We start from the raw sequence: 17,583 nt of genomic DNA on the forward strand, positions 1-17,583 counted from the left end.
AATAGTCTCTTTTTTTTGTGCTCCTTAACTAATGGAAAATTTATTAGAAAAATCTAAAATTTCTATTAACTAAAGAGAGGACGGGGATATAGATGCAGACTATTTTGTATAACTGCTCGTTAATTGACGGACTAAATAAAGATATAAAGGAAAACGCTTATCTGATAATAGAGGATAAAAAAATAGTAGAGGTTGGCACTGGAAAAGTAGAGCAGACGGAATCTGCAAATTTAGTTGACGTAAAGGGAAAGTTTGTTATGCCAGGGTTAATTGATTGTCATGTGCATTTAGTATGGGATGGAACGGAAGATCCGCAAAAGAAGATAGAGCATCTAGACGAATCGAAGGTTGCCCTTCAGGCGTACTCGCATGCACTACTAACGATAAAGGAGGGGATCACCACAGTTCGAGACGTTGCCTCTCCAGGGAAAAGTGTTTTAAATTTACGAGATGTGATAAACAGCGGAAGTCTAATTGGCCCAACAATTGTTGCTTCTGGTCCTGCAGTTTGTATGACAGGGGGACATGTCCATTACTTAGGTAAAGAAGCAGATGGTCCCGATGCTGTTCGGCGAGCTACCCGTGAGGTAATGAAGGAAGGCGCTGATCTGATCAAGCTTATGGCAACTGGAGGTATTTATACTTTTGGAGAGGAGCCAGGTTCTCCGCAGTTAAATGTGGAGGAGATGAAGGCGGCCGTCGAAGAAGCACATAAGAAGAATAAGAAGGTAGCAGCACATGCTGAAGGCTTGATAGGAATTCACAATTGTATAGAGGCAGGAGTGGACACAATTGAGCATGCCATTTATGCAGATGAAAGTGCGCTCAAAAAAATGAAGGAGAATGACACTTATTTAGTGCCCACGATGATTGTTATGAAAAGATTAGCTACGGATGAGCATATACCAGCATGGGCGTTAGAGAAGGCAAAGCATGTAGTGGAACCACATGAGAACATGCTAAAGCAGGCTGTACAGCTTGGAGTTAAGATAGCAACTGGGACAGATTGTGGTTCACCGGTTACTCCACCGAGCTACTATTTTGACGAATTATTAATAATGGAGGATGCGGGAATGTCTAGAATGGAAGTTCTCCAAGCATCTACCCAAGTAGCTGCAGAATGTTTAGGGCTGAGTGATAGGGGCTTATTAAAGAAAGGAATGTACGCAGACCTATTAATTTTGGAGGATAACCCATTAGACGATTTATCTATTTTAAAGGGTAACAAGAGGATTATGAAGGATGGACACTTTATTAATTAAGAAAGGGGATAAGCATATGAATTTGGAAAAGAGGGTTCATCAGTTACGCCAGGTAATGGATGATAAGGAGCTGACATGTTCAGTTATTTTGAACTTTGAAAACCAATATTATTTTAGTGGATTAAAGGCAATCACATATTCTAGACCGATCGTTTTGTTTGTAGATCAACAACATACAAAACTAGTAGTGCCATCTTTAGAAGAGACTCATGCCAAGGAAAAGTCTATAGCGGACCATCTACTTGTTTATTATGAAACACCTTTGCATCAAACACAGGCTAATTCTTATACAGAACTATTTGAAGAAGTGATTGCCTCTTATCCGAAAAATTCCAAGATTGGAGTCGAGTTTGCCTCTCTGCCAGTTGAATTAGGAAAGAGGTTGAGAGATAAGGGATTTGATTTAGTTAGCATAGATGATGAAATTATCCATATGAGAGCTATTAAAGAGGAAGCAGAGATAGAACAAATTATTGAATCAGGTAACTTGGTCAGCCTGGCATTAAAAGAGTCGTTAGAGCATGCAACGCCTGAAATGACTGAAATGGAGATAGATCAATTTGGAAATACAGCTCTTTTTCTAGAGGTAGCAAAGAGGCATCCTAATTCGACGTTAGATTACTTCGTTATGTCACCTTCTGGAATAGAACGTACGAATATGCCGCATGTCTTCTCTAATACACGGCAGCTTAATAAGAATGATCTTGTGATTCACAGCAGACAGGTTGGTATAAATGGATACCGTGCAGAATGTGAACGTACTTTTTTTGTTGGTAATCCTTCATTAGAACAGGAGGAAGCATTTAAGCTGGCTCAAGAAGCGCAACAGGCTGCATTAGACTTTATACGTGTGGGTGTAACAGCAGCAGAGGTAAACGAGGTTGCTTTACAGGTTTTCCGAGATGCAAATATGGAGCAATATGTGAGACATCGGACTGGTCATGGTATAGGGATAGGTCTTCATGAGGAGCCGTCATTAAAGTATTCTAATGACCTTGTATTACAGGAAAATATGGTGTTTTGTGTGGAGCCAGGGCTATACATACCAGGTGTTGGAGGCTTTAGGCATTCAGATACAGTCATTTTAAGGGGGGAGGGGACACAGCTAATTACTCATTATCCAAGTAAGCTAGAGGATTTAATTTTATAACTAATTAGGGGAGGGAAAGGAATGAGTATTTATTTAATAGCCGTCGTTATTTATTTAGCTGTAATGGCCTTGATGGGGGTTTACTTTAGTAAAAAATCAATTGCGACTAGCAAAGATTTTATGGCAGCAGGCAGAACACTCCCCTTATGGGTTATGACTGGAACTTTATTAGCTACCTTTGTAGGTTCAGGGACGGTTGTGGGTGGAGCAAGCTTCATATATCAATATGGTCCATGGGCAGCCATTTTCAATCTGTCGGGTGGAATCTTCGGTATTATCGTACTTTATTTTATCGCAGGTAGGGTTCAAAAAGGGGAAGCTTTTACTGTTCCAGAAATTATTGAAAAGCGTTTTGGAAGTCAGGCCAGACTTGTTGCAAGTGTTTTAATACTTCTGGCGTATGTGGGTATTACAGCTTATCAGTTTACTGGTGGAGCGTATGTATTACAGATCACGACAGGGCTGCCAATTCAGACAGGTGCTATTATTATTGCTATTCTTGTTATTTTCCTTACAGTGAGTGGTGGATTATTCTCGGTTGCATACACAGATGCGCTAAGTGCACTGCTAATTGTTTTTGGTTTTTTAGTAGGGTTGCCTTTCGTGTTAAATGGAGTTGGAGGCTTGGAGGGATTGTCTCTAAATCTCCCAGAGCAGACAAAGCAATGGAATGGCGGGCTCAGTAACTTACAATTATTAGGGTATTTCTTACCTTTGTTTTTATTGATACTTGGTGATCAAAACATGTATCAGCGATTTGCTGCGGCAAAGGATGAAAAAACAGCTAGAAATTCTACGATAGGTTTTTTTGTAGGAAGTGTTCTGGTAATTGGATTAACGATAACTTTTGCAACTGCGGCAATTGTAATGTTCCCTAATATTACTCCTGATACTGCAGTGCTGAATATGGCGATAAATGGGTTGCCATTAGGAATCGGGTTGGTAGTTCTCTGTGCGTCTGTGGCCTTTATCATCACCACGGGAACGTCGTATTTACTCTCGGCTTCTGGAAACATTGTCTATGATATGTACAAAAGGTATAGCAAAAAAGATATCCCAGATAAAAAACTATTAAAGATGAACCGCTATGTTGTTGTAGGGTTGGGCGTGTTAGCCTATGTGCTAGCCATGTACTTCCCATCCGTACTGGCCATTCAAATGTATTCGTATACGATGTACGGAGCAGCGGTTACCCCTGCACTGCTTGCGACGATTTTATGGAAGCGTGCAACTAAACCAGGGGTGTTGAGCTCCATGGTAGTAGGAGGAGTAAGCACGATCTTATGGGAAGTAGTGTTGAGTAAGCCATTTGAGCTAAATAGCGTATTATTCGCATTGCCGATGGCCGTCCTCACTTTAATAATCGTCAGCCTACTTACCCAACCAGCAGCTAGCGTAAAACAAAAACTGGCCAGTAACTAGAGTGATAAAGTGTTACCGGTGCCGAGCGGTGTTACAGGTGCCAGGCACGTGAAATATACTAGAATATATAGTTGATGGGAATCCCTTGTTCTGAAATCGGAGAACAAGGGGTTTTTCTTTTTTTAGAGAGAAATAGTATAGAGATAGTGTGTTGTGTTACAGGTGCCTGGCACCTGTAACAAACTGTCTCTTGTAATGTTAATAAATAACAATTAATTTATAATAATATTTTTATCCTTAATAAATAGTTAAGAGTTTACCATAAATAACTATTTATTTAATTAGAAAGATTGATTTTTCTTTGTTTTAGTGTGAATTTCTTGTTTTGCATAGATTATTTCTTTATGTTAAAGTTAAGAGTAAATTATTATTTTAAAATAATAAATGGCTCAAAAAAAGAAAAGGAAGTGGATTTATGAAAAAGAATTCTATTAAAAAAACGGTAGCTGCTACTGTGCTTGCCACGTCATTATTTGCTTCTGCAAATGTAACTTTTGCTAGTAGTTCGACTCAACAAGTTGTAGATCAAGCTCGTATTGACATGAAGAATGCGGCATATGCTTATGTGGTACCTGCACAAAAAGGTAAAGTTGCTACAAGTCAGGAGTTATACCCAGCTTTAAACAAAGCGAAAGCAAGCTATAATAAAGCAAAGGCTCAAGTATCTAAGTCTAATGACAAAAATAAGGCGAAAATCTTGAAAGAGCTTGATGCAATGTATGAAGAAAAAGTAAATGGTGGTATTGTTCCATATATTGATGCTTACAATTATGCAGACAAATATCTAAACCCGATCATGGAGGATATTGCTGAAGCAGAAGCTTCACGTAACGTATTCCAAATCGAAAAATCTTACCATGAATTATCAGCTCAGCTAAAAACTAGAACGTCAATCATGTATCGTTTTTCAGGTAAAGCTGCACGTGATTTATTGTTAAAAGAATACAAGGATCCAGCTAATGCGAAACGTGACGAATTACAAGTTCCTGTAACTATCTTTATGCAAGTAGTCAAAGCAGATAAGTTAGTGCAAGAAGGTAAAAAAGCAGAAGCAAAAGAAGTCCTTCAAACTGTCGGACCTTTAATTAATAAAATGCCAGAGTCTAATATTTTCCCAGGCCTTAAACAGTGGATAAATGAAAAGTATGACGCAGAAATAAAAAAGGCAAAGTAAGTTAGCTATTTCTAACCGCTTAGCGCTTAGGTATGGATGAATTTCTATGTAAACTCTATAGAAAAAATAGCAGCTTACTCGTATAGAAGGGACTCCATAATCTCTAACTATTTTAAAACTAATAGAAAGACCAGTTCAGTAATCTACTGAGCTGGTCTTTTTTGAATTTAAGCGGTGGTAGAAATCTCGCACAATAGGTTACAGGTGCCAGGCACTCGTAATGATAAATTTTCACAAGGATTGGTAGTGTGGACAGAATGGTACAAGATATAGCGAAGAATACTTATATCAAGAATATTACAAGTGCCAGGCACCTGTAATATAAACGCTATAATCCAGTATTTTTGTGTGTTTGTTTACTAGATTTTTGGATATGTTCTATGTATTTTGATAGATTTTACATAGTCTTAACAGGGAGTGTATTGTTTTAGTTACGATAATTGATTATCTTTAAGGAAGTACCTAATTATTTTATGTTTTATAAATAGGTAGACTAGTTAGAGTATTAATTATAATTAGAAACAGGAGTGGGATTGTGAAAAAAGATTCTATTAAAAAATCGGTAGTTGCTGCTGCACTTGCGACTTCATTGTTTGCTTCAGCAAATGTGACTTTTGCGAGTAGTTCGACACAACAAATTGTAGACCAAGCTCGTATGGACATGAAAAATGCAGCGTATGCTTACGTTGTGCCAGCTCAAAAAGGTAAAATTGCTACTTCTAAAGAATTATATCCCGCTTTAAACAAGGCGAAAGCAAGTTATGCGAAAGCGAAAGCTGCTATTGCTAAATCTAATGCAAAAAATAAAGCTACTATGTTAAAAGATTTAGATGCTTTGTATAATGAAAAAATTTCAAAAGGAATTATCCCTTATATTGATGCTTATAATTATGCGGATAAATACTTGAACCCAATCATGGAGGACATTGAAGAGGCAGAAGCTTCTCGAAACGTATTCCAGGTTGAAAAGTCTTATCATGCTTTATCTGCTCAGTTAAAATCTAGAACATCTATTATGTATCGTTTTTCTGGTAAAGCGGCACGTGATTTATTGTTAAAAGAATATAAAGATCCGGCTAACGCTAAACGTGACGAGTTACAGATTCCAGTAACTATTTTCATGGGTATAGTGGAAGCGGATAAATTAATGCAAGCAGGTAAGAAAGAGGAAGCTAAGGCTGCTCTTCTTAAAGTTTATCCATTAATTGATAAGGTTCCTGCTTCTAATGCATTCCCAGGATTGAAACAATTTTTAAAAGATTTATATAATCAAAAGTTTGGTGACGAGGTTGGAGATAAAGGAACTGTTTCTTTACGTATCTTAGGAACTTCTGATATTCATACTAATATCGTAAACTATGACTATTATAAAGACACTGCTTCTAACAGCTTAGGTCTTGCTAAAACAGCAACATTAATTAAAAATGCACGTACTGAAAATAGTAATTCATTGTTATTTGATAACGGAGATTCTATCCAAGGGACTCCTCTAGGCTCTTATAAATCTTCAGTGGACAAGCTAGTGGATGGAGAAGAGCATCCTTCTATTACAGCGATGGAGCTTTTAGACTATGATGGTGCAACATTCGGTAATCACGAGTTTAACTATGGCCTTGAGTTCTTAGACGAGGTAATGGATGATGCAGATTTCCCTTATGTAAATGCAAACGTTCGTGATGCAGCTACTGGTAAGTTAGCTTATACACCATACGTATTAATCGACAAAGAAGTGGTTGATGCAGCTGGTAATAAATCCACGGTTAAAGTAGGGGTAACTGGTATCGTACCTCCACAAATCCTAAAATGGGATAAATCTCATTTAACAGGAAAAGTGACAGTAGATGATTCAGTTCAAGCTATCGAAAAAGTTGTTCCTGAAATGAAAAAAGCAGGAGCTGATGTAGTAGTCGTTCTTTCTCACTCAGGTATGGGTGATGCAACACATGAGGTTGGCGAAGAGGATGTAACTTATTTATTAACTAAAGTTAAGGATGTAAATGCAATTATCACAGGTCACGCGCACCAAGTGTTCCCTGGCAAAGTGGATGCTTCCCTAACTAATGTGGATATCGACAAGGGAACGATGAACGGCGTGCCAGTTGTAATGCCTGGTAAGTTTGGTAGTCATTTAGGTGTAATTGATTTAACGCTTGAAAAAGACGGCAAAGGCTGGAAAGTTGCTTCTTCTAAAGCAGAAGTTCGTACAATTGCTAAGGATGCATCTGATGTAGACCAAACAATTGTAAATGCAGTTAAAGAAGCGCATGAAGGAACTATTAGCTATGTTCGCCAAGCAGTAGGTACAACTACAGCGGATATTCACAGCTACTTCTCTCAAGTGCAAGATGATCCATCAATCCAAATCGTTACAGATGCACAAACAGAATATGTAAAAGCTAAGCTAAAAGGAACTGCAAATGAGAACATTCCAGTTCTATCTGCAGGTGCTCCATTTAAAGCAGGAACAAGAAGCGATTCAGAATATTACACATATATCCCTACAGGTCAGTTAGCGATTAAAAACGTTGCAGATCTATACTTGTACGACAACACACTTTCTTATGTGAAAGTAACTGGGGCAGATGTGAAAGACTGGTTAGAGATGTCTGCTGGGCAATTCAACCAAATTGATGCAAACAAAACAGGTGAACAACAGTTAATCAATACAGATTTCCGTTCATATAACTATGATGTAATCGATGGAGTAACATATGAAATTGATGTAACAAAACCAGCGAAATATGATCCAGATGGTAATCTAGTGAATAAAGATGCTTCACGTATTGTTAACCTACAATTTGATGGCAAGCCTATCGATTTAAAGCAACAATTCATTGTAGCAACAAATAATTACCGCGCAAATGGAACATTCCCAGGTGTGCGTAATGCAACCGAAACAGAAGTATATCCTGATGAAAACCGTCAAGCAATCATTGACTACATTCTAGAGAAGAAAACAATCGATCCTTCTGCTGATGGAAACTGGAAATTTGCACCTCTTCCAGCAACTGCAAAAATCGTATTCGAATCTTCGAAAAATGCAGCAAAAGTAATTCCAGCTGATGGCAACATTCAATTCATGGGTGAAGGCACAGACGGATTTGGTAAGTATTCTATTAAATAAGGTGAAATAAAAACCTTTAAAAATCCTTTCTAGCATTATTCGCTAGAAAGGATTTTTTTGTTTGGCATGCTACGACTTGTGTTACAGGTGTTGTGTTACCTATATCTTTGTTACAGGTGCCAGGCACCTGTAACAAAAGAGAGGCACCTGTAACATAAGAAAGAAACAAACAAGCGAGAAACCTGTACCACAAGAAGTAATAGCACTGTGGCAGCTATTAATATTAATGAAAAAGCAGTCGAGGCTCTTTTAGTGAGCTTCGACTGCTTTTAAGTTGTTAGAAAGCGTTTGGAGTTTCTGAATCTGTCCTACCGCCGTAAGTAGAGTAGGTGGTTGCAGAGACGAAAGATAAATCTTTGTCTTCCATTTTATATCCCTTAGCAAGTAGTAGATTGGTAATTTCCTCTTTAAGTGCATCTCTCTTGTCTATGAGCTTGTTGTAAGGAATGATGAATTGTTGATTGACGTATCGAATAAGATTTTTGTACAGAATTTGGCTGATTATATAAGGGACGCTTAGGAAATAGATTGGGGCAAAGATTAAAAAAGCAATTAAATAATCGTGTGAGATAGTGGAAACATAATATGCCACTGCACAGTATGTTACATACGCGCAAAAAACTAGGAGCCATACGGTAGCTTTTAACTGTTTATGTCTTTCTTGCAAGTCAAATCTTGTGATGATGCCTGGACTTAAATTCTTTACTATTCTCTCGCGCTTAAAATCGTTTAGTGAGTTTACTGCTTCTAAAAGTTCTTTACTTGTCATATCACTTACGTTCATTAATGCTCTTTTTAGTATAAAAATATCTTTCTTTAAATTTTCTTTTTGAGTAAGGAAACGTTGATATCCTAGCATAAACACTAGTTTAGTTTCATCATTGTACATAAAAGAAACGACGAAAGTTGAAATTAAAGTTGCTATCAAAATAGTATCCGTCATTGGTAATCCTAAAAGTAAAGATATTAAGTAGGCTGCTGCTATGGAAGTAGCAGTGTTGATCATCACAATGGTGAAGCCATATTCTGCTTTTTTGCTTAAACTCACATAAATACAAGAAACGGCTACTGGATATGTCAGATATAAAAGAAGGTATAAGGGCGTATTTGCTATAAATAGATACATTACAGAAATTGAGCTTGCTGCTAATAAGCTTTGATTAATAGAATTCTTAGTTGCTTTTTCTGAAATTAAAAACGAAGTGGTGATCAGTAAAACTAAAAAAGTACCTCCGACCACTGACAAACCTATCAATGATAGAGAAAATATAAATTTTACAACGTAAGTAAGTTGAAGAGCTATTCCTGTAAACACAATTACTTGTCCGACCATATAGCTTGAGAATATACGGAGGATTGTTATAATAACCGTCATTAATGTAAATAATAAAAGTATGTTGAATGTCGGTAAAGCTATATGTATTACTTTGCTAAATATGTAAGCTGTAAAAAGGGTGATAAAAAGGTGTTCGTTTAGGTTATGATCTTCTTTCATTTCCTTACCTCAATTCAAAAAATGGAATTGTCAAAAAATAGACTAATATGATTGTAATACAAAAGTCTTGCTTTGGGTACTAAAATAGTTCTACAAATTTCGATATATTTTTTAATTTAAGTATTATTAATAAGTATTTTTAAATGATAATATGGTTTGAAATGGTATTAATAGGTGGTCTGCAGAGAGTTTAATAATAGGAGAGGAATATAGAACTATGAGGAAAATTTTTCTATTTGGTGTAGTAATTATATGGATGGGAATTATTTTTTATTTATCTCAACAGCCAGCAAGTGTCTCTAGCCAGCTGAGCTCTAACGTAGCGCATACTATTAAACAGGCCGCAAATGTTGTTGCACCTGAAACGAATATAATTAAAGATGACTACTACATCGTTATACGGAAACAAGCTCATTTTCTAGTGTATTTTATCCTTGGTATTCTTTTAATGCAGTATTTAAAATCTACGCGATTAAATCTCCTACCAAGTATGGCATTTTCACTAGTTATTTGCGTGGTCTTTGCTATAGCAGACGAGACACTACAGTTATTTGCACTAGGCAGGGGGGCTCAAGTGAGAGATGTATTTATAGATACTGTGGGTGCTAGTATTGGAATTATTGGGTATGTACTACTTTCTAAAATTCGTGTATTCATCTCCCGGTTGAATTCTTCCAATTAGTTTATCTGTGTATGCCACTTTTGCGGTATTTATGGTATTCTATAATAAAGAATAAATATTCTGAACTTAATGGGAGGGCTCCTATTTATGAGAAAGATAATTTCATTTTTAATATTAATAGTTTCTCTTACATTACTTCATTCTGTAACCGCTGAAGCAGTTGGAAAAGTAATGTGGGGAAAAACAGAGCTAAAGGTTGGTCAAATTGGAAAAGTAACGGTCCAATCCGATACAACTCTTTGGAAACTAGAGGCTGATCAATCTTTAACAAAGGTACGAAGCTTGAAAAAGGGCGAGGAATACCGCGTATATCGCTATATTGGTGCCCACAATGGTCTTTATGGTGTAGGAGGAGGGAACTTCGTGAAAAAGGATATATCTATTAAGTACGAAACTCCATCGAAAGCTAAGCTAAAATTATTAAAAGGTGATAAACCAGATGTAATCGAAACGCCAGCTAATCCAAAACCAGGAGATACGCTTCCAGTTGAGCCTCCTAAAAAAGATAATCTAACTGTCATCTCAGTTGATTAGCCTAATTCTGTCCCATCATTGAGTTGATGGGACATTTTTATGTGTATCTGTTTGGTAAATATTGAAATAAATAATTAAAAATTACCTAAATTTAGTAATATTTTTACCTTAATTTACATGTTATGATTAATATAAAAGGAAGGGAGCACCATATGCGAAAGTCTAAAACGTTCAAAATTTCTATAGCAGCCTCAGCAATTGTAGCAGCTACGCCATTAACCCAAGCGGACGCTGCAACAAATGTGAATCAGCTTGTAATAAATGCGCAAAACGCAAGCACCATTTTAAAGTGGGCCATTTCTGTAGAAGGATTTGCAGATTTCAAAACAAAGCCATATGAAGAATATAATACAACGAAAAAATACATAGAAGCAGCAGAAAAAGCGGCTGCAAGTCTCTCGAGCTCTAAAAGATTAAGTGTACAGGCATCACTGGTAGACGCAAAGGTCCAAGTAAAGCGAGCACAGGCATACATAGATGCAATTACTTCAAGTGAAAAAATAAAAGTCCTAACGTCGAATGTTCAACAAGCAATATCATCTGGAAATTTAGATGATATAGAAACTGCCTACCACGTGGCCTCGGAAGAGTATCGTAAGCAAGCCAAGCTACTGGATCGAGTCTATGGGCAGTCCACTAGAGACGGAATACGAAACTCAGTAAAGCCCACCTTTGAACATCTCATACAAAGTATTCGATACGATGTAACCGTACATATGCATATAAAAAAGGCAGAACAACTTTTGAAGGAAAATAAATACATAGAAGCTGATTTAGAGCTGATGAAGGCTCATCAATACTTAACCGATTTCGAGAACAACCACAGATTTCACTCCAAGTTAGTAAACAAATACGTGGCTGTAGAGGATGTCATTCCTATGTTACCTCTTTTTGCAACACCTGAAGGCCAACATACTGTAACCTTGAAATTGTCAAAAGCAATGGATCAAAATGTTAATCATTTAGAACCTGGTCAGTTTATTATTCCGGGGGAAATAATTCAGCAGGCCAAGCTTTCAGATGATCGAAAGTCTATTAAATTATCAACTTCAGAATTAGAATCAGCTACGGACTACACCCTGAAATGGAAAGGGCATTCCGTTCAATTTACGACACCTTCAGTTGAGGACACATCAGGTATTTCATTAACTGATCTAAAAGATCAATACCTTGAAACAACGGATACTCGTGTGTATATTGCGAAGTTTACAAATGGCGATGGTTCACCTTATAACGGCCGAGTAAAAATAAACCTGGCTCAACCTAATGGAGAAGCTACGACAGCTATTATTACTTCCTTTAATGGTCAGGTTAATACTGGAAGTCAGGAATGGAGCCATTATGCCGACCAGAACGGTCATGTCGTTTTTACGGTAAAGGCTTCTTCAAGTGAGGCAACGAGCGTGCAACCAACCATTCAAAAGCTTGATGGCAATCAAACAAGTAAAAAAGCTGCAATTACTTATTTCCATCAGCTGCAACCTAATACAGGAGAATATAATTTAAAGCTGGAAAATGCACCTATTCATAAGAATTCAAATTTCATAGTAGTTAACGGTATTAAATACAAATGGGATACGAATGACTTATTTTTTATTCATGGACAGATTGTTTCTGTAGATGAATTTGTAGCAGCTTTGACTGAGGGAGATATGCTGACGGTTGGGTATAATCTTCATCCAAAGGATATATCAACGTGGAATATTATTTCGGATATCACTCGTTATGCCCCTGTTACCATTAAGAACCCTGTTAAATCATCTGTTACTTTTGATGGCTCATATTACGAGATAAGTGGAACAGCTGAACCAGGAAATAAAGTGAAGGTTTATCGTAATAGTGCTTATGTTGGTATGGTAACTGTGGACAAGGAAGGAAATTGGACAGTTGGAACCGTTAGTTTGCTTCAAAACATAGAGAATACCTTTGTTGCGTATCAGTATGGTCCCGGACAGGATGGTATCGATGGCACAGGCTCGGTGGATCAGGCCAATGCTACGATAAAGGAGGGAGCTTTTGCCTCAACATCTATCACTTACCATGACGAAGCCTCCAAAGGAATTTCTATAATGGATACGCTTGATTTCCAATTTATAAATCCTTCATTTAATCACGCCTTTAAGACAAAGATTTCGGGGACGATCACTATAAATGATGGGTTTGGCAGTTCAGTGGAAGTGCGTGTAGATTATGTGGATGAAGATACTTTAAAGATCGTTGATTTTGTTTCAAGAGATGACAACTTTAGTTTTGATGCATCCGTTTTTGTTATTACTTCGACCTCTGGCATAGTCAATCAAGACCAGCTAGAATACAGTGTGAAAGCCTCGAAATTGGATGGAACAATTCTTCGAGATTCTTTAAAATAATCAATAAAGGCTATTCTTCGATATATTTCCCGGGGAATAGCTTTTATTTTTTATAAATTAATGAAAAAAAATATGGATTCTCGCCTAGTTTCGACAATCTTTTCAGTTTTCTTCTTATAGAATATAAAGTAATACTATTCTTTTTACAAACGAGGTGATGAAGTGCTAAAAGTAAATATCATTTTGGGTAAAACGTCCTTTACACAGTACATGATAAATAAACTACAAGAGGATCGCAAAAATATAGTAATTGTCATGGACTATAATCATTCGGACGATAAAGAACCATTTGTAGAGAAGGGAGCTATGTATTGCTCTCCAAACCAAGCCAAAACTTACATAGAAATTGCAGGAGAGGTACTATTCCACCGCTTTGGTTATGTAAAGCCAAGGTTGAACCACTAAGCTTATAGAAAACAGGGTGTTTGAAGATCCACATCTTCGGACAACCTGTTTTTTAGTTTGGAAGAGGAATTTGATTGGAAAAGAGAATGTTTGCGAGGGATTTGACGTAAAGAAATAGCTGATTGTCGTAAACTAGCTGCCTATTGTCGTAAATTTGCCTCGAGTAGGAGAGCGGGCAAGGGATTGTAGTAATTTACGGGTTGATTGTCGTAAAGTAATGCAGGATTGTAGTAAACTATCTGCTCATTGTCGTAAATTTGACTGGAGTAGGAGAGCTGGCTCGGGATTGTAGTAATTTACGGGTTGATTGTCGTAAAGTAATGCAGGATTGTAGTAAACTATCTGCTCATTGTCGTAAATTTGCCTCAAGTAGGAGAGCGGGTAAGGGATTGTAGTAATTTACGAGTTGATTGTCGTAAAGTAATGCAGGATTGTAGTAAACTATCTGCTCATTGTTGTAAATTTGGCTGGAGTAGGAGAGCGGTCAAGGGATTGTAGTAATTTACGGGTTGATTGTCTTAAAGTAATGCCGGATTGTATTAAACTAGCTAGCTCATTGTCGTAAATTTGGCTGGAGTAGGAGAACGGTCGAGGGATTGTAGTAATTTACGGGTTGATTGTCGTAAAGTAATGCTGGATTGTAGTAAACTAGCTGCCTATTGTCGTAAATTTGGCTGGAGTAGGAGAGCGGTCGAGGATTGTAGTAATTTACGGGTTGATTGTCGTAAAGTAATGCAGGATTGTAGTAAACTAGCTGCTCATTGTCGTAAATTTGACTGGAGTAGGAGGTCGGCAGGGACTGCAAGCCTATTCTTGCATACCAAATACTCACTTAGTAAACGGATAAATGAGTTCCTTCTATTATAAATAGCTAAAACTTTCATAAACGGAACATAAAGCTGTATGAAACGGGTAAACTAGTTGTAATTATTCGAAGGAAATATTGGTGTAATCTGGGGGAGAATGGATGAAGATTCGTATTGAGTGGACTTATACAACGCCTAGAGGGGCAGAGACGTTTTTTCGGTCAGATGAAATGCCTGTTGCTAAAGCACTCCTTATTGCAGAAGATATTCAAAAAACAGGTAGAGTAAAGCAGATGGATTTTATTGATCAGTATGATAGCTCGTGGCTTTTAAAGGAGTTAAAGAGCTACTTGAAGAGTATTGAAACGGAGCCTCATAATGTGCGTGTTTACTTTGATGGAGGCTTTGATATTCAAACAAAGATGTCGGGTATGGGGTGTGTAATTTATTATGAGCAGAGTGGTAAGGCGTATCGCCTTCGGAGTAATGCTCCTTCCGCACATTTAATATCTAATAATGAGGCGGAGTATGCTGCTCTACATATGTGTTTGAAGGAATTGGAGCTGCTTGGTGTTCACCATTTGCCTGTGACGTTTATTGGTGACTCGCAGGTTGTTATTAATCAATTGAGTGGGGAGTGGGCTGTTATTGAGCCGAGTCTATCGGGCTGGGCCGATCGCATAGAAGTGAAGATGAAAAAACTTGGGATTGATCCAACGTATGAGGCAGTGCCTCGCAAGGAGAATAGTGAGGCAGACAGGCTAGCTACCCAGGCATTGAACGGCATTGAGATAATAGCTAACAGTGAACTACTGTAAATAAGAAAAGCGCAAGCGCCTATGTCTGCCCCGACAGGCAAATGGAGAAAAGTGAGAAGGCAGTTCCTCAGCCACTGGAGCTTTTATCCATTTGACCCCGAGGGGCAAGGCGGTGGAGCTAGACATCAAGAAAAGCCTAAGCGCCTATGTCTGCCCCGACAGGCAAATGGAGAAAAGCGAGGAGGCAGTTCCTCAGCCACCGGAGCTTTTAACCATTTGACCCCGAGGGGCAAGGGGCTGGAGCTAGACATCAATTTATCCATAGGTTCAGAGTCATAAAATTTCCTAAACAATAAAATCCACTTCCTTTAGGAAGTGGACTCTAATTTTTATCGAACATTCATTTCGTTTGGATGAGAGCCTTTACGTCGATCTTTGTTTAGGCTGTTGATTTGTTCCATTTCATCGTTAGTTAATTCAAAATCAAACACCTGGAAGTTTTCTTCGATTCTCGATGGAGTAACTGATTTTGGGATTACGATGGTGTTGTTTTGTAAATGCCAGCGTAAAACGGTTTGTGCTGGTGATTTGCCATGCGTGTCTGCAATTTTTTGAATGATGGAATCTTGCAGGACCTCGCCACCTTGGTCTAGAGGACTCCATGCTTCTACAAAAATATTATGCTTGGCACAGAATTCCTTTAGTTTACTTTGATCTAAGTAAGGATGACATTCTACTTGGTTTAATACCGGTGGGATTTCACATTCCTCTAAAATGCGCTCTAAATGTTCTATTTCAAAATTGCAAACACCGATCGCCTTTACTCGTCCATCTTTGTATAGCTTTTCCATCGCTTTATATGTTTCAACATAACTATCAAATTGAGGGGTTGGCCAGTGAATTAAATATAAGTCAACATAGTCAAGACCTAGACGTTCCAGGCTTTCTTCATATGCGCGTAAGGTATTTTCGTAGCCTTGGTCGCTATTCCAAACCTTTGTAGTGATAAATAAATCTTCGCGAGCTACATCGGCATTTTTTAATGCCTCACCGACGCCTTCTTCGTTTTTATAAATCATTGCTGTATCAATGGAACGATATCCAGCTTCAATTGCTTTAGAAACTGCTTTCGTAGCTTCTTCACTTGGTACTTGCCAAACTCCAAATCCAAGCTGGGGCATTTTCAAACCATTATTTAAGGTAATATAATTCATTCTAGCATTACTCCCATCTCTCCTATATTTTGCATACAATTACCATTTTAGTTTAATAGAAAATAATTATTTTTGCATTTAATTGGAACTCCATTCAAGGAAAAAACCTGTACTCTAAGTACAGGCTTCTGATTACTATGGATTCATTCTTTTTGTGTTTTCTTGTTTCGCTGGAGAATCATTGTTGGATTCTTCTAGTGATTCCTCTGTAACAGGTGTTTGTTTTTTATGTGATTTTGGGTAGTTGTTTTTCCCTTTTTTATCTTGGGCATTAGCATTGAAATATTGAATACTTGTCATTGCACCTTCTTCAATCATACGGTTATCATCTGGATCCCCAGGATCAGAAAACCCTGTTTTCGTCACATATGTTGGTGAATTTTTGCGTGAGTCCATATAAGAATCCATTTTTGCTTTCGTATTTTTTAAAGCGACCTTAGCTTTACTACGATTTTCTGTTTTATATAAATAAGTAATGGCGAAGGCTGCGACGCTTCCGATGAGTAATGCTTGCTTGTTAACTTTTGACATTCTTATCACTCCCTTTTGAGTCTTACTTAAATAATACCCACTTCAAATCTTAACCAAACACCTCCCAAATAAAATTATCCTCTACCCATCAAGCTCCTCATTTTACATAGTAGTCGTTCTCGTCTCTTTTTAATTCCAGAAACAGTTATTCCATACCTTGTAGCAGCTTGTTTGAGAGAGGTCTCCTCCACAAATAGCCAGCGTAATAATTCTTTTTCGTCGACCGATAATTGTTTTATAGCATTGGACAATTGGTCATGTTCAATAGTAGGGAGCTTGTCATTCTCTAGTAGGTTGCTCAATTGTTCTTCTTCTATAACTTGAAAACGTTCTTCGTTGAGGTGTTCCTTCTTTAATTCATCGAGTAATGCTCCATAGATTGTCCGGTATGCAAAGGGAGCAAAGTCGCCTTTGGTAGCGTCATACTTTAACCAAGCTTTCCATAGTGCGATATATCCAGCCTGTCTAAAAGTGTCGTAGTTTTTATAAATATTTAATTTTCTAATGCAGGCAGATATCATTGGCTTATAGGCAAACAAAATATCTTCAAAACGTTCCAAATTTTTTCCCGTTCCATCATGCATGACTATTTTTTTCCTAGGTATTCCATAGCATAACGAGAAGTCTCGCGATATTCGAATGTGGAAATATGAAGAA

14 protein-coding genes are annotated in these 17,583 nt (G+C 37.6%); 10 read left to right on the top strand and 4 right to left on the bottom strand.

Annotated features, from left to right (window positions below; translation table 11 throughout):
• Positions 1-92 precede the first annotated feature (92 nt).
• The 5 genes from M3627_RS01175 to M3627_RS01195 all read left to right on the top strand — a co-directional run bounded on the left by M3627_RS01175 (position 93) and on the right by M3627_RS01195 (position 8,132).
• Complete coding sequence (locus tag M3627_RS01175; RefSeq protein WP_169361218.1) at positions 93-1,262, top strand: metal-dependent hydrolase family protein; 1,170 nt, start codon at positions 93-95, stop codon at positions 1,260-1,262.
• Between the two features lie 16 nt (positions 1,263-1,278).
• Positions 1,279-2,412 (top strand): M24 family metallopeptidase, encoded by a 1,134-nt coding sequence (locus tag M3627_RS01180; protein WP_251552658.1) that lies wholly within the window; start codon positions 1,279-1,281, stop codon positions 2,410-2,412.
• Positions 2,413-2,433: 21 nt separating this feature from the next.
• Positions 2,434-3,834 (top strand): sodium:solute symporter family protein, encoded by a 1,401-nt coding sequence (locus tag M3627_RS01185; protein ID WP_251552659.1) that lies wholly within the window; start codon positions 2,434-2,436, stop codon positions 3,832-3,834.
• Positions 3,835-4,249: 415 nt separating this feature from the next.
• Positions 4,250-5,008 carry a hypothetical protein gene (locus tag M3627_RS01190; protein WP_169361221.1) on the top strand — a complete coding sequence of 253 codons (759 nt, stop codon included), beginning with the start codon at positions 4,250-4,252 and terminating at the stop codon, positions 5,006-5,008.
• Positions 5,009-5,543: 535 nt separating this feature from the next.
• A complete protein-coding gene (locus M3627_RS01195) occupies positions 5,544-8,132 on the top strand; it encodes a bifunctional 2',3'-cyclic-nucleotide 2'-phosphodiesterase/3'-nucleotidase (RefSeq protein ID WP_251552660.1) in 2,589 nt (862 codons plus the stop codon).
• Positions 8,133-8,409: 277 nt separating this feature from the next.
• On the opposite strand, the gene M3627_RS01200 is transcribed toward M3627_RS01195, so the two are convergent.
• Complete coding sequence (locus M3627_RS01200; RefSeq protein ID WP_251552661.1) at positions 8,410-9,507, bottom strand: hypothetical protein; 1,098 nt, start codon at positions 9,505-9,507, stop codon at positions 8,410-8,412.
• A gap of 337 nt (positions 9,508-9,844) precedes the next feature.
• Between M3627_RS01200 and M3627_RS01205 the strand changes: the two genes are divergently transcribed.
• The 5 genes from M3627_RS01205 to M3627_RS01225 all read left to right on the top strand — a co-directional run bounded on the left by M3627_RS01205 (position 9,845) and on the right by M3627_RS01225 (position 15,241).
• Positions 9,845-10,309, top strand: a complete 465-nt coding sequence (locus M3627_RS01205) for a VanZ family protein (protein ID WP_251552662.1) — start codon at positions 9,845-9,847, stop codon at positions 10,307-10,309.
• 87 nt (positions 10,310-10,396) lie between these two features.
• A complete protein-coding gene (locus M3627_RS01210; RefSeq protein ID WP_251552663.1) occupies positions 10,397-10,843 on the top strand; it encodes a VCBS domain-containing protein in 447 nt (148 codons plus the stop codon).
• A 152-nt stretch (positions 10,844-10,995) separates the two neighbouring features.
• Entirely contained in the window at positions 10,996-13,212 is a 2,217-nt protein-coding gene (locus M3627_RS01215; RefSeq protein ID WP_251552664.1) for a hypothetical protein, read from the top strand.
• A gap of 162 nt (positions 13,213-13,374) precedes the next feature.
• On the top strand, positions 13,375-13,617 hold the full coding sequence (locus tag M3627_RS01220; RefSeq protein WP_169361226.1) for a hypothetical protein: 243 nt from the start codon (positions 13,375-13,377) through the stop codon (positions 13,615-13,617).
• 967 nt (positions 13,618-14,584) lie between these two features.
• A complete protein-coding gene (locus M3627_RS01225) occupies positions 14,585-15,241 on the top strand; it encodes a ribonuclease H family protein (protein WP_251552665.1) in 657 nt (218 codons plus the stop codon).
• A 329-nt stretch (positions 15,242-15,570) separates the two neighbouring features.
• On the opposite strand, the gene M3627_RS01230 is transcribed toward M3627_RS01225, so the two are convergent.
• The 3 genes from M3627_RS01230 to M3627_RS01240 all read right to left on the bottom strand — a co-directional run bounded on the left by M3627_RS01230 (position 15,571) and on the right by M3627_RS01240 (position 17,510).
• Complete coding sequence (locus M3627_RS01230) at positions 15,571-16,395, bottom strand: aldo/keto reductase (RefSeq protein ID WP_251552667.1); 825 nt, start codon at positions 16,393-16,395, stop codon at positions 15,571-15,573.
• 135 nt (positions 16,396-16,530) lie between these two features.
• On the bottom strand, positions 16,531-16,926 hold the full coding sequence (locus M3627_RS01235; protein WP_169361442.1) for a hypothetical protein: 396 nt from the start codon (positions 16,924-16,926) through the stop codon (positions 16,531-16,533).
• A gap of 74 nt (positions 16,927-17,000) precedes the next feature.
• A complete protein-coding gene (locus M3627_RS01240) occupies positions 17,001-17,510 on the bottom strand; it encodes a sigma-70 family RNA polymerase sigma factor (protein WP_251552668.1) in 510 nt (169 codons plus the stop codon).
• Positions 17,511-17,583: the final 73 nt, after the last annotated feature.

Origin of the sequence: Psychrobacillus sp. MER TA 171 (assembly GCF_023713305.1) — a bacterium.
GTDB lineage: Bacteria > Bacillota > Bacilli > Bacillales_A > Planococcaceae > Psychrobacillus.